This is a genomic window from Paenibacillus planticolens (assembly GCF_013141725.1).
Lineage (GTDB): Bacteria > Bacillota > Bacilli > Paenibacillales > NBRC-103111 > Paenibacillus_E > Paenibacillus_E planticolens.
On the sequence record NZ_WHNZ01000039.1, the window covers coordinates 212,090 to 236,887 of the forward strand.

Below are 24,798 nucleotides of genomic sequence, written 5' to 3' on the forward strand. Positions count from 1 at the left end.
GAGGGCAAATCGGGTAAGTCAAATAATTTACTCGTTTGAGTAAAATTTTAACCTGCGGGGAGACTTCCATTCCGCCAAACGGCAAAAATCCGCTAAGCCGTAACGGCCTACCGGATATTCTCCCCTTACTTATTTGCTTCATGCACTTTCAGCAGCTTCCCTTTGATCGTGGTATTTTTCATGATTTTGAGCACCATAGGGCCTTTGCCGTTCAGAATATCGACATACGAAACGTTGTCCTGAATCGTTATGATCCCGATATCCGCGGCCGTCACGCCTTCAATTTTGGCCAGCGTCCCGACAAAGTCGACCGCCCGAATCTTCTTCTTTTTCCCGCCGTTAAAATAGAGCTTCATGATGCCCTTGTTCAACTGGTCGCTTCTGTCCCGCTTGATCACTGGCGTCGCCTGCATTTTCCGGTCAAAAGCTGGCTGGCCGTGAGCGACTTCCTCTTCCGTTGGAGCCTCTTTGCGCGGAATTTCAAAGCCAAGGTAGTATTCAATTTCCCCCAGATACCTCATCTCATTCGGCGTGACGAAAGTAATGGCTTTGCCGGTCTTGCCTGCCCGGCCGGTTCTTCCGATCCGGTGGACATAGCTTTCCTTCTCCATCGGAAGATCATAGTTAATGACGTGAGTAATATCCTCCACATCGATGCCCCGCGCCGCAACATCCGTCGCGACCAAGAAACGGAACTCGCCTCTCTTGAACGCGTTCATGACTAGGAAACGATCGTCCTGCACCATGCCGCCGTGAATTTTATCGCATGGATACTCCAAGAAATCCAACTCCCGGTATAAGTGATCCACATGTTCTTGCGTCCTGCAAAAAATGATGCAATTATCAGGATTCTCGGTCACAAAGACATCCTTAAGCACATTAAATTTCTCTGCTTCCTTGACCGTGATCAGCGAGTGCTCAATTTGCACTTTGGCTTCTTCCGGCGTGTGAATTTCAATATCGATCGGGTTATGCATATACCGGTGACACAACTGCTCCACATCTTGCGGAAGTGTCGCTGAAAATAACATCGTCATACGGTCCGTCGGGACCTCATCGATAATCGCTCCCACCTGCTCAATGAAGCCCATCCGCAGCATCTCATCCGCTTCATCGATGACGAGCATCTTCACCTTCTCCAGATCCAGCGTCCCCTTCTGAATATGATCCAGCACCCGCCCCGGTGTGCCCACGACCACATGGCACTTCTGATGCAGCTCCAGCTTCTGTCTGGCAAAAGGCTGCTTGCCGTACAGCGCCACCGCTTTAATCCGCTTGAACCGCCCGATGTTCGTCATATCCTGCTTCACTTGATCCGCGAGCTCTCTTGTCGGTGTCAGGATCAGCGCTTGCGGCCGATTCTCTTCCCACTCGGCCAGCTCGCAAATCGGGATGCCGAACGCCGCCGTCTTCCCGCTTCCCGTGCGCGACTTCACCGTGAGATCTTTCTCCTGAAGCGCGATCGGAATCACTTCATGCTGGACATCGGTCGGTTGCTCATAGCCTAAACTCTCCAGCGCCCGGAGAATATCCCCGCTCAATTGATAATCTGTAAAACTTCTTAATGCCACTAAATAACTCCCCTTCTCACACCACATTCTTTCCTCCAACTATCTCATAAACCTGACAAAAAAACCATCTGTAGCGGCTGCGAACGCCAAAACGGATGGTTTTTTACATAAAGACCTACTCTTTATCTTATCCAACGTAACGCGCGGCTTACAAGCGCGGGAAGCACGGAAACATGCCCTTCCCCCGCAAATTCGTGAAAACCCGCATCCAGCTTGTTCCGGGACATCTGGGCCAATCGCTCATAAAGCTCTTGAGCATTCGCAACCATGTTGCTCGGGTGTGCGCCCTCAAGCTCTCCAACCGCGATCAGCAGGTTATGCTTCGTATCGGCGTGCTCCAAATAGGAGCGAAACTGCTCCTCCTGCTCCCGCAGCAAGGCTTTATTCCAATGTATGGAGGGGCTTCCGGCCACATACGTTTGAAAAGCCTGAGGCCTTGTAAACAAAGTTTGAAGCACGAAGAGGCCGCCTAACGAATGCCCGAAAATCGCCTGACGGCTTGAATCAATCGCATAATGACGCTCGATGTCCGGCTTTAGCTCATGCTCAATGAAATCTCTGAAGGCATCCGCTCCACCTACCTCCGGCCATACGTGATTCTCGTTTCTAACCGGCAAAGCTTCAAGCACTTCTTTAGGCGTCGGCATCGTGAAATCATAAGACCGCGAAGGGTCAAACGGCTCATCGGTCGGATAGCCGATGCCCACGATGACAGCCGGGTGAACGCCTGTCTTTTCCGGCCTGCGCGCTTGCACGCGCATCGCTTCCACCATCGTAGCGAACATAGCGTTGGCATCGAGCAGATAGATGACCGGAAAACCCTGCGGCGGCGGCTCCTGTGCAGGTGCCGCTGCATAGATTTGATAAGTCCGCTTGCAAACCTCACTGTGCAGGAGATATTGTTCCGTGTTCCGCATTGAAAAAGGCTGTCGTGCCCCCTCGTCGGAACCGGCGTCTATATATGAAGAGATTGAATCGATACGGGGCATTTGGCTACCTCTTTTCCCTTTATTTGATCATCGCCGATGTTTATTCCTATACAGCAGCCACACGAAATACGGCACGCCAATAATGGCGATGACGACGCCGACCGGCATCTCAACAGGCGTAAACACCGTCTTTGCAATGAAGTCGGAGACCATAACGAGCAGCGCACCTACCACAGCGCTTGCCGGCAGCAGTCGCCGGTGCGCCAGACCGACTAGACGGCGCGCAATATGCGGAGCCATCAGACCGATAAAGCCGATGCCGCCCGACACGGAAACACAGGCGCTGACGATGCCGATGCTGCTGAGCAGGAGAATCGACAGCTACGCCTAACCCCAGAACACTGTCCTCCTTCAGCTGAAACACATCCATAATCGAGGAGCGCAGTATCAGAATAGGGCTAAGCAGCAATAACCATGGCAGCATCGAGACGATATACTTCCAGTTCGCATTATAAATGCTTCCCGATACCCATACGGCTGCCATCTCAAAATCTTTGGCATTCATCTTAAGCGTAATGAATACCGTCGCAGCCGAAAGACCTGAGGCTACCGCAATGCCTGTCAGCAGCATCCGCTGAGATTCCAGCCTCCCATTGATCTTCGAAAAAGAATAGATGAGAAGCGCCGCTCCCAGCCCACCGAATAAACCCACAAGGGGCATGGCCAAAATAGGCCCCCACCCAGTTCCCTTAACCTTGCCTTGGAAAAATACCAGAAAGGCGACAATGGCCAGTCCCGCTCCCGAATTAATGCCCAAGATTCCCGGATCGGCCAATTGATTGCGGGTCAAGCTTTGAACGACGGTACCTGCCATGCCAAGCCCCATCCCCACCAGAATCGCAATGACGATTCGAGGCAGCCGAAACTCCAGGATAACGAGATCATAATCGTGCTGCGGATCTATACGCAGCAGCGTGCGAACAATGTCACGCAGCGTAATGTCGAACGCGCCGTTCGTTAAGGATACGTATGCCGTCAACAGAATAAGGCATAGACCCACAACCATTTGCATGGCGAAACGCGTGTTAGAACTTCTAGCGATTGGACTCCCCTCCCCGTGTACGGATCAGGTATAGGAAGAAGGGAACGCCAATTATGGCGGTCACAACGCCGATCGGCATCTCGAAGGGGTAGTTCAGGAACCTGCTGAGCACGTCACAGAGCGCCAGGAAGACTCCCCCAATGACCGCCGAGCATGGAACAATCCATTTGTAATCGATGCCGACCAAAAATCGTGTAATATGGGGAACAAGCAGACCGACGAAGCCAATCTTCCCCGCAATAGCGACCGAAATTCCCGTTAACAGAATCACGCTAAGCGTAACTAAAATCTTCACTTGCGTCGTTCTCTGTCCGAGCGAAAGGGCGATTTCCTCGCCTAACGACAGGATCGTGACCGATTTTGACATCCAAACAGCCAGAGCTAATCCGACTATGGCAAAAGGTACGGCCAGCATGATCAGCTTCGGATCAAGCTGATGCAATCGCGCGTTGTACCAGAAGCTAATATTTTGCGACACTTGAAAATACATCGCGATTGCCGCTGATACGCTGCTCAAGAACGTCCCGATCAACGTCCCCAATATTGCCAAACGTACCGGGGACAGCCCTCCGGGCAACAACGAAGCCAGGCCAAACACCATGACGATGCTGAGCGCCGAGCCCGCGAAGGAGGAAGCAATCATCGCCATCGTGGAGGCATAAGGCGCTGCGACCATACAAATCGTCACCGCGAATGCCGATCCGTCCGATATCCCCATAATGGAAGGGGATGCCAGATAATTTCTGGTCATCCCCTGCATGAGAGCTCCCGATACGGCGAGGAAAGCGCCGACGAGCAGCGCCCCTATCACCCTTGGCAGCCTGGAGTGCATAATGATCTGATGGTCCACATTATCTGCATCAAAGTGCAGCAATGCTTCCATGACACGGCTTGCATCTATGTTCTTAGCGCCATACAAGATGGATAGTACAATGGTGCCTAGCACCGCAATCGGTGCTGCCGCCAGGATCAGCGCCGGTGCGTAACCTCTCAATTTCATCGCTGAACACTCACTTTGCTTGAACTAATTTGCTGCTGCCGAGAGCTTCAAGGAATTTAATTTTGCTGTAAGCCGTCCCGCCCTGCGTCAGAGGATCTACAAGATTCGTATACAACTGACCATTCTTAACGGCATTAATGCTTTTGAAAATCGGGTTATTTTTCAGCTCCTCGAACACTTTAGGCGTATCTTTATTCTCTTCTTCGGAGAATTGCACGAACAAGTAGTCAGGATTCATTTCGGAAAGCTTCTCCAGCGAAATATTTTGCTGCGCTTTCGCTTGCTTCACTTCCGCAGGAACCGCTGCGCCAAGCTCCGCATAGATCGATGGATTGAAAAACACATCCTCCGGATAAATGAACAAGCTGCCGGAACGAACGCGCAGAGCCAGCACTTTTTTATCCTTCAGAACGGGACCTATTTTCTCTTTCAGCGCTTGCGCATCTGACTTATATTTTTGAAGGACCTGGTTGGCTTGATCCTGTTTGCCCGTAAGCTCGCCCAGAAGCTTTAGGTTATTCTCCCAATCCGTTGAAATATGGGAAACCGGGATCGTTGGCCCGATTTTGGCCATTTTCTCAATCGTCTCCGCCGGGAATTTGGTGCTCATCAAGATGACATCAGGCTTCAGCTTGAGGATCGTTTCCAGATTAGGCTGGGTTTTCTCACCAACGCCTTCTGCTTTATCCGTAATCGAGGCAAACAAAGACGGGAATTTCCCGCCCACGGTTATTGCTCCCACCGGCTTTACATCCAGCAGCAAAGCATCCTCCATGGATTCCAATGCGCCCGTAATGACGATTTTCTCGGATTTGGCCGGTACGGTATATTCTTTGCCGCCATATTGGATCACTTTCGGGCCCGATGAGGCAGGCGCCGCTGCCGCGGCCGTGGGGCTTGCCTTCTCGGGAGCTGCTGTGCCCGCCGCTGCAGGAACAGTCTCCGCTTTCCCTCCACATGCTGTCAATCCCAGCAGAACTAACGCCGAAAGGCCAAGTGTAGCCATTTTTTTCATACGATGTTGATCCCCTCTCTAATCCGATACAATTGATAATCATTCTCACCAAATTATAGGGGAAGACCTCCTTTTGGAACATGGACAATAGTCGGAAGTTATCATGAACGATTTCCACATAAACGCTCCTCAATGTCGTGAAGCCTGCGTTCACTGGCATAAGCGGAGTATTCCCGCCAGGGATCCGAAGAGATGATGTGGAGCCGGTTCTTCCGGACAGCCTTCAAATCCTGCCATAACGGGGAATTCTTTATTTGATCCCAATAATGAAGGGTTTCAGTTTCCTGTTGAATATTCAGCAGCAAATAATCCGCCTCAATGAGGGCGAGTGCCTCTAAGCTCAAGCCGCCGCGGATATTCAGATGCCGCTCGATGCCCGAAGGTGCCGTCAGCTGCAAATCCCGGAACATATCTTTCATTCCCTGTGTCGGCAGAATACGAAATCTGTTCTTAAACATACTAACGATCAGCACGTTCTGATTGCCCAGCTCTTCCCGCAAACGCTCCCGCACAAGAGCGACTTTGCGATCATAACGATCCAGCCACACATCCGCTTCATCCGCAGCCCCTACGATCTGGGCTATCGATTGAAGCTGCTCCCGCCAGTCGCTTTGATGAAGTGGAATCACATGGACCGGTGCGATCCGCTCAAGCCGTTCTTTCTCCAACGGATTCAGTTGGTCAGTGGCAATAATACAATCCGCTTGGCTCCCTTCGAGCGCTCCAACATTCGTTTCCCAATCCTCATTAAACCGGTAACCGCTCAGATGAAGCGGAATATCGGCCCGATAATTTTGATAGTAGTAGGAAGTCCACTTAGGATGAAGCGGCGCAGCATAGGGCATGATTTTTAGCGCGAGGAGCTGCCCGAGAATCGTGGCCGAATAAGCTACGACCTTCTGGCGGCGGTTCTTCAAATAGACAGTCGGAGATACGCCGACCTCTTTTTTAAACATGCGGCTAAAATAAAACTCATCATTATACCCCACCTGGTACGCGATATCTTTCAAGCGGGCATCGGATTGGAGCATAAACTGCTTCGCCATATTCACCCTGACTTCGGTTAAATAGTCGATCGCTGTTTTGCCATACGTTTTTTTAAATAAACTCACATAGTATTTAGGGCTAATTTCAGCCATCCGCGCCAGCTGTTCAATGGTCAGACTCTCTTGGAAATGGCTTTCGATATACGTTTTGGTGCGATCCATCGCCGAACGGGAATCCGCTTTAGGCAAATGACGGATATGGTTCATCATCCAGAAAAACAGCTCCTGAAAAACAGACTGTCCCCGGAATCGCTCCATAGCACTTTGGCCTCGATGGCAAACACACAGCTGTTCGCAAAGAACGCCAAGCGTATTATTCTCGATATGCACAGCAATTTCACCCGACAAAGGGAACCGGAGAATGTCGTTCGTATCCCAACGGATATCAAATTCTATCATGTATATCTCCGGTTTCTCTTCAGCGGCATAGTCGTATCCCAGCGTTTGCCCTGGCGCTGCCACATACACAGCATCAGGCAGTACACGGTAGCTCTGAAGATCAAGCGTAATTGTGCCCTCCCCCTGCTTAAAAACAAGCAAACAATAAGAGGAGACAAGCTGCTGCGCCAGTCTCCCCCCTTGCAGTAATTGTGCGGAACGAAATTTCAGCCATATATGGTCAAGAGACGCGAGCGCTTTCTCCTCTAAACAAAGCTCATTGGGCAAGGTTAACTCCCTCTCCCTTCGTTTATGAAAATGAGAATCATTATCAAATAAAACTTAGCACACCGGGAGAAGACGTGTCAACTTGGGGCCAAAGAAAAAGAAGCCGCCGCGGCAGCTTCTTCGTTCTTTCTATTCCGTTACTAGTTTAAAAGCTTGCACAGCCTGCTCCAGCTTCGCAAAGTTCTCCTGATTTTCCGGGAGCGGCTTGTCTGAACGGATCGCTTGCAGGACTTGGAGCAGCAAGCCTTCCGGCATGTCCACATCATTCGAATCCGCGGTTACCGCCACGATCAGCTGCAGTTCAGGTACGACGAAAATGCGACGTCCGCCTGAACCCGAGGCGTAGAATATGTCGTACGGCTTCTTGCTACCTCTTACGATTCCTTTGGGCAGCGTCTTGGTCCACCAATACAGGCCGTAGCCACCCTGCGTACCGTTGCTGTAATTCAGGGTTGTTCGCAGTTGAACCGAGTCGCGTATCCACGTTTTCGGGAGAATGGTTTTATCTTCCCATTGACCTTGTTTCATATACAGGTAGCCGATCTTGGCCATGTCCCTCAGCGTTAAAGCCATTGCCCAAGCACCGATGGTCCGTCCCTGAGGATCGTCATTCCAGCTCACCTCTGTAATGCCAAGAGGTCCGAACAAGCGGGATTTGGCGTAGTCGAGCATCGGCTCCCCTGTCACCTTGTGCAATAAAGCGGACAGCAGATGCGCATCGCCATTACTGTAATTAAACAGGGAGCCTGGCTCCACATGGCCGGGGCGTTCCAAAATGTACTGCACCCAATCGGGAGAATACATCATCTCGGTCGAGGACACTTCATCCGTATTATCCCATGCCGTGCCCGACGTCATGCTCAGCACATGTTTAATTGTCATTCTGGACTTTAAGGGATCGCTCGCAAGCTCAGGAAAAAAATCGGCAACTTTCTGGTCCAAACTGATCAACTTGCGTTCTGATAAGGCAATACCGACCAGCGCAGACGTTATGCTTTTGGTGACGGATTTCATATCTTGGGGGGCATCGGCTTCTGTGCTGCTGTTATAAGCTTCTGCAACCAGATGGCCGTTTCGAATAACCGCAATGCTATGCACCTGTTTGCTGCTGAACGTCTCAAGTGTCTTGGCTAGCGTGCCTGAGAACATGCCTTGCGCCTCCGGCGTGCTCGTTCTCCATCCCTCGGTTGGCCAGTCGGATGTTGATTTTGTGTTCACAATTGTATGTGGTGTCGATATAGTTTTGTTATCCGATTGTATGAATGTGTTGTGTGGGGTTCCAGACATCTCTATCTATCCTTCCAGGTATGGTTTTAACCCTCTCTCTATGTGAATAGCTTACTATTCAAATATGAAGTAAGTATGACGTAAACCTTAATATTACCTTAAATTAACCTTAACGTTAGCTGAACTCGAGGGCTGCAACTACACTTATGTTACAATATCCGTAACGAAAAAATCCGTAATGACAAAAAGATTCTTATTGGAGGTTCGCATGCGCAAACTCATTTTTTTCATTGGCCCGGCAGGGGCAGGTAAAACGACACTCGCCAAAGCATGGGCAGGCAAACATGGCGGAGCCTTTTTGGATATGGATACTTTGCTGCGACCCGCGGCCGAAGCCCTGATGACGCTAGCCGGGCAGGATCCCGAGGATCGGGATTCCCCTTTTTATAAGCAGCACTGCCGCGATCTGGGCTACCGCATCACCATGAATGCCGCGCTGGAGAATCTATCGTTAGACTTGGATGCCGTCGTTGTCGGACCTTTTACCCGAGAAATCAACGATCCATTGTGGCTGGACCAAGAACTGTCGGCGATCCGTGCGAGCACCAAAGATGTAGAAGTCAAAGCGATCTACGTATACCTTCCATCGGAGGATGCCTATCATGCGCGCATAAAAGCGAGAGGCTCCGCACTGGATGTGTGGAAGCTGGACAACTGGCAGCAGTTTAGCCCCTCCCTGCGGCGGAGCGACATCCGATGGTCGGTGAACCCATCCTCCATTCTCTATTTCGACAATTCGGGACCCTTCTCGGCTGAGAAGTTGGAAATGCTCGAAAAGTTCATTTACAGCACGAATTGACAATAGATAATCGTAAAGTTACATTTTCAAATTAATTAACTTTACAAAATCACCCCACGAGCTTTACAATTTGTAGAGAATCTACTTTTCGCTCAAGGGGTATTTAACGAAATGAATTCGAAAACTTCCATGCAAGACATTGCCGATCTGCTGGGCATTTCCAAAAATGCCGTCTCCCTGGCTCTCAATCACAAAGCAGGCGTCAGCGATGAACTGCGAACACGCGTATTTGAAGCCGCGCAGCAGCTAAAGTACCGAACGGAGACTAGGGCGATGAAGAAGCAGAACCACCTCCTCGTCTTGTTTCCTGAATATATCCAGAACGATAAAAACTTGTATTATGACGTGTTCTGGTCCATCGAAAAAAGAGCTAAAGAGAACGGCTATTCCGCCATCATTAGCGGGGTAACGAAAGAAATGGAGCGGCTGCACCTACTGCCCTATCTTTATCATGAAATGTCGTTTGGGGGCGTGCTGATCGTCGGCATCTTCCACCCTGACTATGTTGGCAAGCTGAAGATGCTGGGAGCTCCGATCGTCACGGTGGATCATTGCTATGACAGCTTGAAGCTGGATGCGGTTGTTACAGCGAATGCAGAAGAAGCCTACAAAATGGCGTCCTATCTCATCCGTAAGGGCCACCGGCAAATTGGTTTCATCGGGGCGAGCGTCATGACCAAGAGCTTTAGAGAGCGCTGGTTCGGATTCGAAAATGCCATGTCAGATGCGGGACTTGCGGTTGACAGGAGGTATTGTCTCCTGGGTTCCAAACCGTCCGAAGCGCAGGACGATGCGGCGGATGAATTAGCCTCCTTTCTGGAGACATTAAGCATAGATGCAATGCCCAGCGCTTGGTTCTGCGCCAACGACCGGCTTGCCATTGCGCTGATTCAGCACTTGACCGCCAGAGGTCTTCGCGTGCCGGAGGATATATCCGTCGTCGGTTTTGACGATATCGAGGCCGCACAGTTAGTGATGCCGCGTCTCACCACCATTCATGTGCAGCGGGAGCAGCTTGGCCATGAAGCCGTTGATTTATTGATTCGCAGGATCGATAAAGGCGGAGGCCCGTCGAAGATTTCGGTCTACGGCGAGCTGATTGAACGGGATTCTTGTTTTAAAATATGAATTCTGCTTCTGTCCGGAAAATGGTATACTCCAAATAGACGAAGAACGTCCTTGAGCCACTCGGCTCGGGGGCGTTTTTATTTTTTCTGCGCAAGGAGGCCTATTAGTTTGGAATTTGAACCATTTGAGCAAGCGCATCAGAAGTTTTTGGCGGACCACCTCGCACACCGATTCGGGGAGCGAAAGGGCCGCTTACTCAGAGGTCACAATTTTGCGGAAAAATTACTGCTTCAAAACGTATGGTGGCCCTTATTCGGCAACTTCGACAATCTGCATCCGGAATATGAAATCTATGACTGGAATCGGAAATCGCAGTTCCTCGATTTCGCTTTTCTCACCCCGTACGGGCGTTTCGGCATTGAGTGCGACGGTTTCCAGAGCCACATCAAAGAGATGGATCGCGAGAAGTTCAGCTATGCGTTGAATCGGGACACTTTTCTGACCGGAATGGGGTGGAAAATGATCCATTTTTCCTTTGATGATATCCAGCACCGCCCGGAGATTTGCCGTATGCTGCTTCAACTGGTGATTGGCCCCCACATGCTGCAAAATGCTCCAAGCAGCGCCATTTCCATTTCCCCCGAAGAAAAGGAGGTCATCCGATTCGCTATCAACCTTGGCAAGCCCATTCGGCCTAAGGATCTCACCTCGCAGTGCGGGATAAATTTCCGCACCGCTCGCAAACGGCTCCACAGCCTGGCCGAGAAAGGCATCCTCCGCCCGATCGGGCGTGGCACAGTAACTCGTTACTACGAGTTAAAGCCGGATGCGTGGCGTTGCCTGCTGTAGACGCTGCGCGGCTAGAGCGGGGTGCTGGGCGCGGGGCTTGCGGCGGGAGCATGGCAGATGCGGGGGCGCGCCGAGCACGGGCAAATGCGGGGCGCGGGGGTGCGCCGTGAGCACGGGCAAGTGCGGGGCGCGGATTTGTGCCGTGAGCATGGCGATGCGGGGGCGCGGATTTGCGCCGTGAGCAGGGCGATGCGGGGGCGCGGATTTGCGCCGGGCGCGAGGGGATTGCTGAGGCTGCCTTCCAGCCCCCGTAACTTCGCCAGAGCCCAGTTCCGAGACTGTTTACACGTAACCCAACTACCATATCCTCTGATGCGGCTTACCCGCACCTTCACTTCGCCCTCTTAACTTCAACTAGCGTTGCTATATTGCACTTTGTGCAGTCATTTCAGCCTATTTTCGCTTCTCCGGCAGCTACATTGCACTTTGTGCAATCATTTACCCTCAAAAGCTAGTTTTCAGCGCAAATCTAGCAAAATCATTGCACTTTGTACAACGAGAGTGAGCTCTTGCTGCAATATGCCCGCTCTATGTTGCACAAAGTGCAGGCCTGTTGATTATCCACAAAATGGCAGGTAAAAAGGCCGCTCATTCGGTAAACTGTTTGTACCCCTACAAACATCCGAAAGAAGAAGTGCTTCCTCTTATCAAAGAGGTTTCTTACGTTGATTCTGCGCGGAAATTCACGGTGTATGATCTCTTTCTTTTTTTATCGCAAGCCGCACTCCAGCAATGGGACGGCTACCGAGATGGTGAAAAACGCATGTCTTCTTGTGGACTTGTAAAAGCTGATCACTCCACGATTTCAAAAAAAGCGAAAGATGTCCCATTTGAGTTATTCAAACAGCTGTTAAGTCTGATGACTCAGAAATGTAATCGCCCAACACGTCGTCGTTTGGGTATCCCGAAGGAATTGTTAGTTGTGGATTCCACCAAGATTACGGTTGGTAAAGAGAGATTGCCCTGGGCGCCGCTAAAAGGCGAAAAGGCGGGGATTAAGCTTCATGTTTCAATCATTGCAGATGCAGGCCTGTTGCATAAAGTTACAGAAACAACAGGGAATCGCCCTGATCTATTTAGCTGTAATGACGTGCGCGACGACCGTTTCATACTAGTAGCTGACCGCGCTTATGGTAAACACAAGCAATTTGATGACTATCTGGAACAAAAACAATATTTCGTGATTCGGCTCAGGGATAACACACATTTTCATGAACCTAAACTGAGGACACGTAAACGTCCATTTGCTGGCACAATTGAACAAGATTTAACCTGTCAGTTAGGGGCGAAGTCTACGCTTTCAAAAAATAGGTTTCGTGTCGTTGTTCTAAAGGATCCGCATGGCAATCCTGTTATTCTCGCAACCAATTTACATAGGCCTTCTGTCGAGAAAATTGCTGAGATATATAAGAAGCGGTGGCAAATCGAGGTTTTTTTTCGTTGGATTAAGCAGCATTTGAACGTACCGATGATATTTGGAACAACGCCAAATGCCGTTTATGGGCAGTTGTACACAGCTTTATTGGTATATGTCCTACTTAAATTTGTATTCGAACAGGGAAATTCCAAAGTACATCCAAGTGCCCAGTTATCTTTTGCCGAATTCGATCGGTTATTTAGTATGAACGATTTGCAGGCAGAATGGTTGATCTATTTGACGAGTAATTTAACTTTCACATGAACCCATTTATTGGTAGATCAACAGGCCTGCACAAAGTGCAGCATAGAGTGCATGCTGAAGTGCTCGCTTTTCTTCCTGTTGCACAACCCCCTGCACTCATTGTTAAATTAACCTACAAGTTATACAATAAACATAAAAATTAAACGCCGAGGTACCTCTATGCACATTGAAGTGTCCACTAAAAATATGGCTTTTCTCGAATGCTTCTCCTCCGAAACGCGCGTGAAAATGATCGAGCTCCTTGGACAGGAGCCTCTCAACATCAAGCAGCTCTCGCAAAAGCTAGATATTTCTTCAGCGATCGTGACCAAACATATCCAGAAGCTCGAACAAGCCGGCATCGTCTCCTCCGAGAACGCAACCGGTGTTCGCGGAACCCAGAAAATATGCCACCTGAACATGGAGCAGGCCATCCTTCAGTTCAAACCAAAAAAGCCGAGCGAGCTCCCAACGAACACGGTAGCTATCCCGGTCGGGCAGTACGCCTCCTACGAGGTTAAGCCAACCTGCGGACTCGCCTCCCCGACCCAGCTTATCGGCGTGCTGGACGACCCGCGCTATTTTGCCGATCCGGGACATGTCCATGCGGGGATACTGTGGTTTGCCAGCGGCTATGTGGAGTATCGGATCCCCAATTTCCTGCATAGCAACCAAAAGCTGCGCACGCTTGAAATCTCCTTCGAAATTTGCTCCGAAGCGCCGGGATACAACGAGAACTGGCCGTCGGACATCACGTTCTACATCAACGACATCCCGCTAGGCAGTTGGACAAGCCCTGGCGATTTTGGCTCTCAGCGAGGCGTGCTGTCGCCCGATTGGTGGAGCAGCAGCAATACGCAGCACGGTTTGCTCAAAGTCATAACCGTTAGTCCCACCGGCTCCTATCTGGATGGAACGAAAATATCCGAGACCACGATCCAAGATCTGGCCGTCACGTTCGGCAAGGATATTCACTTCCGCATCGCATCCTTGGAGAGCGCTCCCAACTGCGGAGGCGTCACTTTATTCGGCAAAAGCTTCGGCAACTACGCGCAGGATATTGTCGTCACTATGCATGAGGACAAATAGACCTGCCCCCAGCTATTGCTTTACAACTAAAAATTCGTCAAGCAACATTCGCGAATAAACCACAATCAGCAGCTCTCCAAAACTCAAAAACGAAGTTGACAACAAACTTGACACCACAAAGCGAAAGCGCATTTTTCCGCGAAAATTAGCCCTTTTTGAAGGATAAAAAGAGGGAAGAAGCGCCCAGTCTAACCGTTGGCATAGGCGTAGCGCATTCCATCTGACATAGGGATGAAATGATGGTCAGTTTCAAAAATGGCACGAAGCATATGATGAGCGTCCTGATGCCGCTGACCTTGCTTCACATTCTCTTTCAGCTTCGATAAGAGGGATTGATTGGCGATTACTTCTAGCAGCTGGCTTTTCAGCTCCATCGCATTCTTCACTTCGATCGCAGCTCCCAGGCTGACCAGATAGGCGGCGTTTTCCTGCTCTTGGCCAGGGATCGGTTTATAGAGCATCATGGGAAGCTCCAACGCCATCGCTTCAGAAATGGTCAAACCTCCCGGCTTCGTGATGATCAGATCCGATAAAGCCATCAGCTCATGGACATGGTCCACGAATCCTGTCACTTTCACGCGATGGCGTGTTTTGGCGCCGCCCAGCTCCTCTTCGAGGAGCTGCTTCAATTTCTCGTTGCGACCGCAGACGAAAACAAACTGAACCGGCTCAGCCAGCTCCTCCGACTGCAGCACGGACTTGAACTGCTTGCCGATCAAGCCGTGACCGCCGCCCATCACGAGCACGGTCGGCATCTCGCGATCCAAGCCATGCTTATCTCGCAGCTCCGCCCGATCATACACTTGGGTGAACGGCTCGCGGATCGGTATTCCCGTAACCACAATGCGCTGCTCCGGAACACGGTATCGCAGCAGCGCTTGCTTCACATGCTCAGCACCGACCAGATACCGGTCCGTTCCCGGATGAACCCAATAACTGTGATCCGTATAATCGGTCATCACAGTCACGGTCGGCACCGATGTGAAGCCGTTGCATTTTAAGTACGACATCGCCGCGGCTGCACCCGGAAACGTGCACACTACCTCAGTCGGACTCTCTTCATGCAGCAGCTCCAGCATCCGGTCGGTGCTGAATGATTTCATTTTTTTAAACATATGGGAAAAAGTATTATCGTCACGCGTCTTCCGGTACAAATAGCCATAAACCGACGGCAGGCTTTTCACCCACTGCATATAACAAAATTTGCCCACGCCATGCAAGTACGGATGCGTCCACTCTAAAAAATCGACCACCTTCACGTCGACATCCGGCTTATGAAATCTCGTAGCTTCGAGTATCGCCTGCGCCGCCTTATTATGTCCGTCCCCTAAACTGCCGGTCAGGATCAAAAGTTTGTGCCTGCTTTTCATTGTCTTAATCCTCCTTCGAGCTTGCTTTGCTGTGTACGCACCGTCATAGGCGAATCCGCCAACCAGCCTCTTCGCATGCGGTCCAAGGCATAGACGACACACTCCGCCACAAGAATGGCCCCTACGATATCAAGCAGAACATGCTGTTTCACGAACTGTGTGGATAAAATGATGAGCAGCGACATGCAGGAAACGATAATTTTATAGCGCAATGCGACATGCGTAGTACGCAGATATGCTCTCATCATGAGATACGAGGTCAACACATGAGTGCTTGGAAAACAGTTAAACGGTTCATCCGTTCGATAAACCCACGCCACCATCCGTAGCAGAGGATCGCTCCCGATTAGTTCCGGTCGGGGAACAGTCGTTTGATAAATCGCATACAATCCATAACAAATCAACAAGCCAACCACGGACTCCACTAGCGTTATATAGTAATTTCGGCGGTCCTTATACGCCAAGTACAGGAAACAGACGAGTAAAAATCCGTACCACGACAGGTAAGGGACAACAAAGCCTTTCAAAAACGGAATGTGCCGATCCAGATCGGTCACCAGACTGTAGACCCTCGTACCCTCTTGATTCAGATGAACATAGATCAGACCCACTAACGGGATCAGCAGCAAAGCGCTGCAGGCGAGGCAGTAGGACCACCACGATGCTGATTTCACACGAATCACTCGCTCTCCTTAACATTATCTACATCATAAAGGAGAACATTTTTCTTCTAAACGCTCTAAGGTACTGTCTTTTGTTAGCCAAAAGTCTTGAACAGACCTAGACCAAAGGCTAAGTTTTTATGTAAATGTTCTATCTTGGCATCACAAAAACCCAAGGCATCGCCTCAGGTCATCGCGCATGCTCTGTCCTAATCATTCTTTCCTTTTCTCCGCTTCCCAAAACGTACCCCGCCATACACCAACGCACTCAACAAACACATCAAAGTGACAGGCACTACCCAAAGCATCGGTGCGCTCTCATTTGCCTTAGGCTCTTCAAAGGCTTTAAGGGGGATCTCTTTATCTTTGAGGAAAATAAGCTCCTGAGAGGCATCCCCTGCCATCTTCGTTGGCGAGCATAGCGGATTCTCCCAACCGCCATCTTTCTTTTTCAAAAAGAAAAGATACGGCTTGCCGCGCTCGCTCGTTCCCCAGGTAAGATCCTCCGCCACGGTAAGATTCCGTTCCTCGATCCCCTTGAAGCTCGTCAGTACCGTTAACTTCAGCTCCATACTGTTCCTTTTACGAACCACATCATCCACATTCGCCACAATGACCGCATCGTAGAGCTCATAGCTCTTTTCGACGGAAGGCGGCCCTGCGCAAGATAGCGCGGAAGCATCGGCAGGCACGAGAGCAGCCCAAACAACAAAACAGATCATCAGCATTCTTATTTTCATATCAGCACCGTCCTCTACAATCAAAGACGAGCCAAAAACTTCCAATGTTTCACGGAACGAGGGTTTATTTTTAAGAAATCAGCTTCGTCATTTTCGCCTTTTCAGCCACACGTTTCGTATACCCGCTTAGCGGCTTTTTCAGAGCCAACGCCACGACATAGCAGATCACGATGAACACGCAGATGCAAAGGACATCCTTCAGCACCAATCCCCACAGCATCCCACCCACTGCCTCGCGCAGCAGCCCAACCGCATAAGTAAACGGCACGAACGGATTCAGCTTTTGAAAAAAGGATGATGCCGTGCTCACCGGGAATGTCCCTCCCGAACTGGAGAACTGCAGCACGAGGAAAATAATCGCGATACCTTTGCCGATGTTGCCAAAAACAGAAACCAACGTGTACGTGATCGTGATGAACACAATGCTGATTAACACGGCAAAAACTACAAACCAAATCTTATCCACAACATATGTGCCCAAAAGAAAAATATCCCCAATGGTGACAATTAGCGCCTGAAAAAATCCTACCGTCAAGAAAATCAGCATCCGTCCAAAATAAATGTGATGCGTCTTGAAACCGCCGTCCAAGTTATCCACATCGACCCTCATCAGAGAGACGAGCAGCATAGCGCCTACCCACAGAGAAAGCGTTGTGTAAAAAGGCGACATGGCCGAGCCGTAGTTCGGAATCGGAAATCTTTTATCCTCTTTAATCAGCACGGGATTTGAGAGAAAATCACTTTGCTTCTGAATGTCATTCTGGAGCAGACGGAGAACCTCATCGATGCTGCCGCTTCCTTGGACGTTGCGGATTTGATCAGCCGCCTTGTGCACGGCCGCTTCGAACTCCGGCAGATCGCTCCGCACCAGATTAGCCGCCAAATGTACGGCGTTCTCCACTTCCGGGAGCTTCGTTTGGTAAAGATCCGCCACTTTGCGGATATCTTCCTCTGCCGAGGGCAGATCGTTTCGAATAAAATCCGTGGCAGCATGCAGCTTCTGCTCCACGCGCGGCAGATCATTGCGAATGAACGGAGCCGCTTCATTGATGCCGTTCGTGAACGCATCCAGCTTGGTTTGAAGCGTGGATGACGCTTCGTGCACTTTCGCCCGGATATCCGGCAGCTCCTTCTGCAGCGTATCCAGCTGCGTTTGAGCGAAATGAATGCCGCTTTGGGCATCCGTCAAAATTCCTTTTATATTGGGCAGCTGCTCCTTTAACGTTTGTAGAGCGCTCCCTGCATTCTTGGCTATGGACATGATTTGAGCCAGCGCTTTGGTCATATTGGGCACAATCTCCGAGTCGTATCTGGCGAGTATATTCCCTAAGGAAGCGCTGGCCTCTTTGGACAATGCGTTCAGGTTGTTTACGATATCCTTCGCCGGCTTCTCGCCGCGCCCAATGGCGCTTTGCAGCTTATTCAAAGCTTGAATTTGGTTCGTCAAATTCGTTCGCACACCCGTTAACCGAGTGATGGTATCCGTGAATGGACTGCCAGGCAAGTATGTATTCAAGCGTGTAAAAACGTCAATCGTATTATCCAGCACAGCCGCACCAGTCGTAAGACGTTCAGACAAAAGGGCCATAACCGCCAGCGCCTTCTGAGGGTCAAGGTTTACATCCTGCAGCATCCCTGTCAGCTGTGTGACAGCGTCCGCCGTTTGCTGAAGCAGAATCAGATTTTGCTTCACCACGGGAATTAGCGTTTGAAAAGCCGCCTCATTTTTTTGTAGAAAATTCGTTAATTGATTGGCAAAAGCAGCCCCCTGCGTCGCGATCTCGTCGATTTTGGGCAATGTATTCAGCGCCGCGGTTACAATCTCATCGGCTTTCCGCGACTTGTCGATGGCGGTATTGAGCACCTCCTCCACCTTGCCAAAGTTTTGATCCAACTCTGCTACGCGGCTCGCGGCTTTCTGAATGTCAGGCAGTTTCTGCTGAATGAGCAGCACTTCCTGCGCCACCTCCTGGATTTTCGGCCAGCGCTCTTCAATCTTCAAAACCGTATCCGCCGCGCGGTTAATATCGGGGATTTTTTGTTCAAGTTGGACGATCTTCTGTCCCTTTTCTTTGATTTCAGGCAGCTTCTGCTCAAGCTCCAGCGCCTTATCCCCCATGGACGCTATTTCCGGCAGCCGCTTCTCCAGCTCCAAAATCTTCGTCTCCATATTGCGAATCGTCGGCAATTCCTTCTCAAAATCGATACCGATCTCCTTCATTCGGGTCAGAATCGAGCTGCTTACCGTTTTGATAAAATTTTCACTGATTTGCTGAGTGACACTGGAAGCGCCTTTGCTCGTGATTTTGGGCGCTACGGCATTGATTTTCTCATTCACGGTATAGAGAATTTCCGGCTTTTCCATTGTCCCGTCGACAATGCTCGTTATTTTTCGCGAAAAGTCCTCGGGTATAATCAGGCTCGCATAGTAGTCCCCGCGTTCTACGCCGCGCAGCGCCGTTTCATTGTCCACAAAGGTCCAACCGAGCGTATGGTTGTTTTTTAAACTATCCACAACCTCGTTTCCTATGTTAATGGACTTATCCTCAATTTTGGCCCCCTGATCATTGCTTGTTACCGCAATTTTGATCCCCGACGTATTGGAATAGGGGTCCCACATCGCCTCCAGGTTAATCCAAGCATACACAGAAGGCAGAATGGCAAGCGCAACCATGAGCAAAAGACCTGTAGGCACCCTCCACAAGTTGATTAGATCCGTCCGATAGATGCTGAAAATCTTCTTCATCGACGTCTCACCTATCCCTTCACATTTGGTTATTAATGTAACCTTTCAGCTTCCATCGCATACAAAACATTCTAGCACCATATGGCCCGCGTGCCTATTCCCATGTGGACAACTTTAATTGTGGATATGTGTACAAGATGCGCAAAACCTTATGCACACCGTGATCTGTGGACATGTTGATACTGTGGGTAATTTTGTGGATAAGTGCGTGTGAGGTGTGAATGGCGGGTGAAAAAGAGGGAGGGTGAGGGCCGGCCTGTGGCGATGGTAAGGGAGAGGGAATGAGGGTGGGATAGAGAGGAATGAGGGCGAAATGAGTGTGGAATGAGCGTGGGATGAGCGTGGGGTGACGTGGGATAAGGGAAGAGTGAGCGCGGAATGAGCGTGGGATTAGCGTAGGATGAGGGAGGAGTGAAATGAATGAGAAATGAGCGGAAAAGAAGGAGGAAACGCTGAAGCCTCGGCGTGTGCTGAACCTCCATGATATCGAGAGTGGAATCTCTTTGCTCAAGATTGCTTTTCCAGCAAGGCCTTTATTTTTTTCAGATCCATGTTATTTGCCCTCTTCATCATTAAAGACATAAAAGGAGCGAAGATCAGCGAGAATCCGGAGGGGTTGCCTTTGTTGCGCAGCGTCATATGGGTCGCTTGTCCACCCGCCGATTCCCACGTATAGCTCGTTTCCATCGGAAAGGGACCGTGAGCCGTTCTCATAACAAGCTTCTTGCTTGGCTCATATTCAACAATTTCATAAACATAAGAAAGCTCCTTGCCTAGAAATGCTGCCTTGAAGGCAATCTTTGAACCGATTTTCAACGGTTTTGGCGTTTGCCATTCCGCTGATTGAATATTGGCATACCATTCGGGAGCATGATCTGGGTTCGCTGCATATTGGGATACTTGGTCGCAGGAACGATTAATCGTGATTTCTGTTAAAACATCTACCATAACGGACACCTCCAGCAAAATATGAAAAGCGCGCATGAATCACGCGCGCTGCCTAGATGAAATGGCCAAATAACATTACATCGCATTTTCTGACCACGGGTCGGTACCCGGATCTCCCCCCTGCGCCAAAGTTTGCAGACGTGACATATAGTGCGACCAACCTTGTTCGTGCGGAGCAACCTCAGCTGCTGGCAAGTTATAGTGCGTTAACACTAAGAGAGTGCCGTTATCCTTAGGGGTTAGCGCAAATTCAACCGTGCTGGAACCGGGAGGAACCACTTTAGATTTCATCCACCCCCAGGTCATAACGATTTTCTCATTAGGGACGATTTCCTTATACTCCCCTAGCGCAATATCGCTGCCGTTCACGTCAATGCGAAATTTGCCTCCGATACTTGGGTCAAGCAGCACTTGGCGACCCATCCAACGAACTAATTTATCCGGATCTGTAAAAAATGAGAACAACGTCTCCGGACGGCATTCTATAAAAATTTCCTTCTTGAGTGAGTTACTGCTGCTCGTTGTTTCCATGATTTCTCCTCTCTTCCGCTTCCGCCGCTTCCTTCAGACGCATTAGGCTATCATCCCAGAAGCTTTCGATGTATTGCATCAATTCGACGAACCCTTCCCTCCTAATGCCATAAAATCGTTTGGTGCCAGCCCGCCGAACCACGACAAGACCGGCCTCTTCAAGAACTTTTAGATGCTGTGAAATCGCAGGTGCTGAAATATCAAAATGCGAGGCAATGGCGCTAGAGGTCAGCTCCTCATCACGGACGAGACGTAAAATATCTCGGCGCCTAGGTTCCGTTATCGCTTGAATGGCTTTATCGATCATGTCATTAATTTAGCACACACTTAATTAAGTGTCAACTTAAATAGTGGTCTCGCAAAAAAGAAACCTAATAAAGCCTGATCTCACGATCAGGCTTCCTTTATGTGATATTCTGTACAAGTATAGAAAAAACTAAAAGGAGTCATGATATGACATCTGACGTAGGAACAAAAGAACATCCATGGCAATTAAAGACGCCACCTCAAACCTCGGAATATGAAATGTATCAATCTGAAAAAGATGGCAAAGCCATTCTTGTATGCACCGTAGGTAAAACGGTTTTGCATTATGACTATCGCTGTATTGAAGATTTACATGCGATGCTCAAGCAGTATGGGGATTGGATAGAGCTCGGCAGTGCCGATGAGCAAAAACCCGCAAAAGAAGGCACTGTCGAAGCCTGGGGACGTTCTCCCGAAAATCCCATTGGCGGTTGGTACGGCTTAAAAAAAGGTTTCCGCGGCCGTTTCGGCATGTATGTCCCTCCGCTGCTGGAAGCTTTGGGGCTTGCAGAAGTTGAGCACAACCCGAGGAATAACCGTATGCGCGCTATCTAACTTGACCTACTCTCCATGATTGCTGGGCGGGCAGATTTGTGGTTCCTGACGGAACTACAGGTCTGTCCGCCCATTTTTGCGTTGAAAAACGACGTCTCAGTATCCAAAACCTGAGATCAAAAATAACGCTTGGCAATAATCAGTTTGGAGATGTCAGTTTGGAGACGATTCCTGAGATTCGCCGTTCCCGGGTTTCCTGTGTTTTGGCATCCTCAACCTGACGCACAAATTCTTTTCGCTTCGAAAAAGCCAATGCTTCGAAAGTTTCAAAGACGCCTTCCTGAGCGGACAATGCCTCCTTCAGGTCATTCGGAATCTCAACAGTTCGAGGCTGCGTTTCCAGTTCAAGTTTAATTTCTACTTCATCGCCAGCCTTTAAGCCTGACGCTTCCCTGTGGGCTGCACTCAGCGGCAGCATAAACTCGCCCGCCATAAAGCCAACCGTGCTGGGGTAGGTATATCCCTGCAAGCTGACCATAACACTTGGCTTTCTACCCCCTTCCAGCGCAACAATAACTTCGGCAGGCACCACGATGCCTGTGGCTTTTTTGTTTGCTGCTTGCTCGATCACAGCGGTGAATGTTACCCCCATATGAACAAACCTCCTTTGGATGTTCTATAGCTAGATTCTAAACAGATGCTTGGCTTAATCCTACAATATTTAGAAAAAAACCTCCATCACCACGGCCATTCGTGGAAACAGAGGAGGTTCTTACTACCAAGTAACAGATCTAACGGACTGAGATGCTTTTATTGGGCACTTTTATGCGTGGAATAAACTGTAACGGACCCACATAACGCTATTGGACTTGAATTGCCGCCATGCAGCAATAAATCAGCAACTAACGGCCTCGCAGTCCGTTGGATCCATAATATGTGCCGAAAATCGAAAATAACGGCATGTGGGTCCGATAATGAACTCTATAGCGGGAGGGACATCAGCGATCACTCATTCGTTCCCTCGCTCACCCGCTCACCCGCTCACTCATCTACGGGCAACGGCAATGGCACCACCCGACGCCAGCCGCCAAGCGCCGTCACGTCTTCCGCGCCCGCGGCCGCGTAAGCCTCGCAAACAAAACCCGGGACCTCCGTGCCGTCCCGGAGCTCGACCTTGCCGATCCCGAGCGGAGCCGGGATCTCCGCCGCAAAGCCGCCGAATGCCTTCAGCGGCATTTCCCAAACCTCCAGGGCGATCGCTGCGCCGCCCTGTGCCTGCTTCACGAGCCCCGGCTTCGCCGGCGTGGTCGGCAGCTTCACGAGGCTGTACTTCGCCGCGGTTACATCCTCCCGGATGAACCGCGCTCCACAGCCTAGCATCTGCTTCTCCAGCGGGTAGCCGCGCATGTGCAAGCCGCAAACCGCAACGAGCGTCGTCGCCGCCGCTCCCGCTGCACTTGCTCCTGCATCAGTGCCCGCCGATGCGTCCTCACTCGCGCTGGCAGCCTCGCCTACAGCGCTCGCGCCCGCCAGGATCAGCTCTGCTGCGCCGCAGATCAAGCTCTCCTCTTCGGCAATCCCGAAGAGGGTAATGCCAAAAGACGTGCGCGGAGCCGCATCGCCCGCCGGCACGGCAACCGCGCACCAATCCAGCAGGTTGCAATGGTTGGTGTAGCGGCCCATCTCCCGATTGGTTGCAATCGGGTCAGCCAGCACCTGCTCGCGGGTCCATGTGCCCCCGCAGGTTGGCATGGCAAGGACTGCACCCTGCAGCAGCTTCCGGGCTTCCAGCTTGAAACGCTGCAGTCGGTGCATCGCTTGGAACACCGATGCTGCATCATACTCTGCGGCGGAGCCTGAGCGAAGAATCTTCTCCGTCACCGGATAAGCAACTCCCGGATTCGCCTCAATAAAGCCACCTAGGGCTGCCCAACGCTCAGCCACCCAAGGCCCCTCGTATAGAATAGCCGCTGCTTGAGCAAACATCGTAACATCTACGTACGCGATAGGGAGATTTAATCTTTTCAGCTCTTCGACGGCTCTTTCCCAAGCAGCTTTGTACTCTGCAGCATAAGGGCCGTAGAACGAAAGCGGGCCGTCCGGCAGCAGCAGGGTCTGCGGCACCTGAGATGCTCCTCTGCTCACACGCCGCGACCACGGGTCGTCCGTGTGCGGACCGCGAGCCACGCCGTCTACGGCGAGCGTGTCCTCCAAGCTGTGCGCAAAGACGGTTACACAGTCTAAACTCGCACAGGCAGGCACTACCCCTTTGGTTGGCCAGGCGCCGAGACTCGGCTTATAGCCAACCAGCCCGTTCAAAGCGGCCGGCACACGTCCCGAGCCCGCTGTGTCCGTGCCAAGCGAGAAAGCCGCTTGACCGCGGGCCACGGCGACGGCGGAGCCCGAGCTCGAGCCGCCGCTAATCAGTTCCGGGCGCAGCGCGTTGTGCGCGTCGCCGTAAGGGCTTCTCGCCCCGACGAGTCCCGTCGCGAACTGGTCCAAATTCGTTTTGCCGACCGGAATCGCTCCTGCGGCAATCAATCTTTCTACGACGCCAGCGTGCTCCGCGGGGGTATAAGCATACTCCGCACAGCCTGCCGTCGTCGGCACCCCAGCCAGATCAATGTTATCCTTGATCGCGAAAGGGATCCCCCAAAGCGGCGCATCCGCCGGATTCAATTTCGCCAAGTTATCCACATAGGGTTGGATGAGCGCCATAGAAGGCGGCGTAATCCAAATATTCATGTCCTCGTCGTCCGCCGCCCGCTGAACAATTGCCGCGATGACCTCTTGCGGCGTCAACGCACCTTTTACATATTTATCCTTCAGCCAAGAAATCGTCAGCTCCAAAGGCAGCCTAACATCGGCAGCTTTCCCCAGTCCCCTATTTTCGGCTAATGTCATTTGCGAACACCTCTT

The 24,798-nt window shown here is 50.8% G+C and carries 21 protein-coding genes and 1 pseudogene; 6 read left to right on the forward strand and 16 right to left on the reverse strand.

Annotated features, from left to right (window positions below; translation table 11 throughout):
• Nucleotides 1-125: 125 nt before the first annotated feature.
• The 7 genes and pseudogenes from GC097_RS17085 to GC097_RS17115 all read right to left on the reverse strand — a co-directional run bounded on the left by GC097_RS17085 (nucleotide 126) and on the right by GC097_RS17115 (nucleotide 8,547).
• Nucleotides 126-1,571: a DEAD/DEAH box helicase gene (locus GC097_RS17085; RefSeq protein ID WP_171684502.1), complete on the reverse strand. Its 1,446-nt coding sequence runs from the start codon at nucleotides 1,569-1,571 to the stop codon at nucleotides 126-128.
• Nucleotides 1,572-1,693: 122 nt separating this feature from the next.
• Entirely contained in the window at nucleotides 1,694-2,488 is a 795-nt protein-coding gene (locus tag GC097_RS17090; protein ID WP_171684602.1) for an alpha/beta hydrolase, read from the reverse strand.
• Nucleotides 2,489-2,587: 99 nt separating this feature from the next.
• Nucleotides 2,588-3,602: pseudogene (locus GC097_RS17095) on the reverse strand (FecCD family ABC transporter permease).
• Entirely contained in the window at nucleotides 3,595-4,602 is a 1,008-nt protein-coding gene (locus tag GC097_RS17100) for a FecCD family ABC transporter permease (RefSeq protein ID WP_171684503.1), read from the reverse strand. Before GC097_RS17100 ends, GC097_RS17095 begins: the two are co-directional and overlap by 8 nt.
• Nucleotides 4,603-4,612: 10 nt before the next feature.
• Nucleotides 4,613-5,617, reverse strand: a complete 1,005-nt coding sequence (locus GC097_RS17105; protein ID WP_171684504.1) for an iron-hydroxamate ABC transporter substrate-binding protein — start codon at nucleotides 5,615-5,617, stop codon at nucleotides 4,613-4,615.
• A 101-nt stretch (nucleotides 5,618-5,718) separates the two neighbouring features.
• Nucleotides 5,719-7,329, reverse strand: coding sequence for an ABC transporter substrate-binding protein (locus GC097_RS17110; protein ID WP_171684505.1), 1,611 nt, complete (start codon nucleotides 7,327-7,329; stop codon nucleotides 5,719-5,721).
• A gap of 129 nt (nucleotides 7,330-7,458) precedes the next feature.
• A complete protein-coding gene (locus tag GC097_RS17115; RefSeq protein WP_171684506.1) occupies nucleotides 7,459-8,547 on the reverse strand; it encodes a serine hydrolase domain-containing protein in 1,089 nt (362 codons plus the stop codon).
• A 277-nt stretch (nucleotides 8,548-8,824) separates the two neighbouring features.
• Here GC097_RS17115 and GC097_RS17120 point away from each other — a divergent pair, with 277 nt between their 5' ends.
• The 5 genes from GC097_RS17120 to GC097_RS17140 all read left to right on the forward strand — a co-directional run bounded on the left by GC097_RS17120 (nucleotide 8,825) and on the right by GC097_RS17140 (nucleotide 14,081).
• Nucleotides 8,825-9,415 carry a P-loop nucleotide/nucleoside kinase family protein gene (locus tag GC097_RS17120; RefSeq protein ID WP_171684507.1) on the forward strand — a complete coding sequence of 197 codons (591 nt, stop codon included), beginning with the start codon at nucleotides 8,825-8,827 and terminating at the stop codon, nucleotides 9,413-9,415.
• A gap of 111 nt (nucleotides 9,416-9,526) precedes the next feature.
• Nucleotides 9,527-10,543: a LacI family DNA-binding transcriptional regulator gene (locus GC097_RS17125; RefSeq protein WP_171684508.1), complete on the forward strand. Its 1,017-nt coding sequence runs from the start codon at nucleotides 9,527-9,529 to the stop codon at nucleotides 10,541-10,543.
• Nucleotides 10,544-10,651: 108 nt separating this feature from the next.
• Nucleotides 10,652-11,332: a putative endonuclease domain-containing protein gene (locus tag GC097_RS17130; RefSeq protein ID WP_171684509.1), complete on the forward strand. Its 681-nt coding sequence runs from the start codon at nucleotides 10,652-10,654 to the stop codon at nucleotides 11,330-11,332.
• Nucleotides 11,333-11,900: 568 nt separating this feature from the next.
• A complete protein-coding gene (locus GC097_RS17135) occupies nucleotides 11,901-13,013 on the forward strand; it encodes an IS4 family transposase (RefSeq protein ID WP_171684510.1) in 1,113 nt (370 codons plus the stop codon).
• Between the two features lie 159 nt (nucleotides 13,014-13,172).
• Nucleotides 13,173-14,081 (forward strand): ArsR/SmtB family transcription factor, encoded by a 909-nt coding sequence (locus GC097_RS17140; RefSeq protein ID WP_171684511.1) that lies wholly within the window; start codon nucleotides 13,173-13,175, stop codon nucleotides 14,079-14,081.
• A gap of 188 nt (nucleotides 14,082-14,269) precedes the next feature.
• On the opposite strand, the gene GC097_RS17145 is transcribed toward GC097_RS17140, so the two are convergent.
• The 7 genes from GC097_RS17145 to GC097_RS17175 all read right to left on the reverse strand — a co-directional run bounded on the left by GC097_RS17145 (nucleotide 14,270) and on the right by GC097_RS17175 (nucleotide 21,385).
• A complete protein-coding gene (locus GC097_RS17145; protein ID WP_171684512.1) occupies nucleotides 14,270-15,451 on the reverse strand; it encodes an MGDG synthase family glycosyltransferase in 1,182 nt (393 codons plus the stop codon).
• Nucleotides 15,448-16,125, reverse strand: coding sequence for a phosphatase PAP2 family protein (locus tag GC097_RS35010; protein ID WP_171684513.1), 678 nt, complete (start codon nucleotides 16,123-16,125; stop codon nucleotides 15,448-15,450). The genes GC097_RS17145 and GC097_RS35010 overlap by 4 nt, the downstream gene beginning before the upstream one ends.
• A 197-nt stretch (nucleotides 16,126-16,322) precedes the next feature.
• Nucleotides 16,323-16,853 carry a hypothetical protein gene (locus GC097_RS17155; protein ID WP_171684514.1) on the reverse strand — a complete coding sequence of 177 codons (531 nt, stop codon included), beginning with the start codon at nucleotides 16,851-16,853 and terminating at the stop codon, nucleotides 16,323-16,325.
• Between the two features lie 70 nt (nucleotides 16,854-16,923).
• On the reverse strand, nucleotides 16,924-19,599 hold the full coding sequence (locus tag GC097_RS17160; protein WP_171684515.1) for a YhgE/Pip domain-containing protein: 2,676 nt from the start codon (nucleotides 19,597-19,599) through the stop codon (nucleotides 16,924-16,926).
• Between the two features lie 507 nt (nucleotides 19,600-20,106).
• The gene (locus GC097_RS17165; RefSeq protein WP_171684516.1) at nucleotides 20,107-20,547 is read right to left on the reverse strand and encodes an SRPBCC family protein; all 441 of its coding nucleotides are present in this window, start codon (nucleotides 20,545-20,547) and stop codon (nucleotides 20,107-20,109) included.
• A gap of 75 nt (nucleotides 20,548-20,622) precedes the next feature.
• Nucleotides 20,623-21,078: an SRPBCC family protein gene (locus GC097_RS17170; protein WP_171684517.1), complete on the reverse strand. Its 456-nt coding sequence runs from the start codon at nucleotides 21,076-21,078 to the stop codon at nucleotides 20,623-20,625.
• Nucleotides 21,056-21,385, reverse strand: coding sequence for an ArsR/SmtB family transcription factor (locus GC097_RS17175; protein ID WP_171684518.1), 330 nt, complete (start codon nucleotides 21,383-21,385; stop codon nucleotides 21,056-21,058). The genes GC097_RS17170 and GC097_RS17175 overlap by 23 nt, the downstream gene beginning before the upstream one ends.
• A 146-nt stretch (nucleotides 21,386-21,531) precedes the next feature.
• Between GC097_RS17175 and GC097_RS17180 the strand changes: the two genes are divergently transcribed.
• Nucleotides 21,532-21,939: a DUF6855 family protein gene (locus GC097_RS17180; RefSeq protein ID WP_171684519.1), complete on the forward strand. Its 408-nt coding sequence runs from the start codon at nucleotides 21,532-21,534 to the stop codon at nucleotides 21,937-21,939.
• Nucleotides 21,940-22,078: 139 nt separating this feature from the next.
• Here the strand turns inward: GC097_RS17180 and GC097_RS17185 are convergent, their stop codons facing one another.
• Together GC097_RS17185 and atzF are read right to left on the reverse strand one after the other, a co-directional pair.
• Nucleotides 22,079-22,531: a YdeI/OmpD-associated family protein gene (locus tag GC097_RS17185; RefSeq protein WP_171684520.1), complete on the reverse strand. Its 453-nt coding sequence runs from the start codon at nucleotides 22,529-22,531 to the stop codon at nucleotides 22,079-22,081.
• Between the two features lie 389 nt (nucleotides 22,532-22,920).
• On the reverse strand, nucleotides 22,921-24,783 hold the full coding sequence (gene atzF, locus GC097_RS17190; RefSeq protein ID WP_171684521.1) for an allophanate hydrolase: 1,863 nt from the start codon (nucleotides 24,781-24,783) through the stop codon (nucleotides 22,921-22,923).
• Between the last annotated feature and the right edge of the window lie 15 nt (nucleotides 24,784-24,798).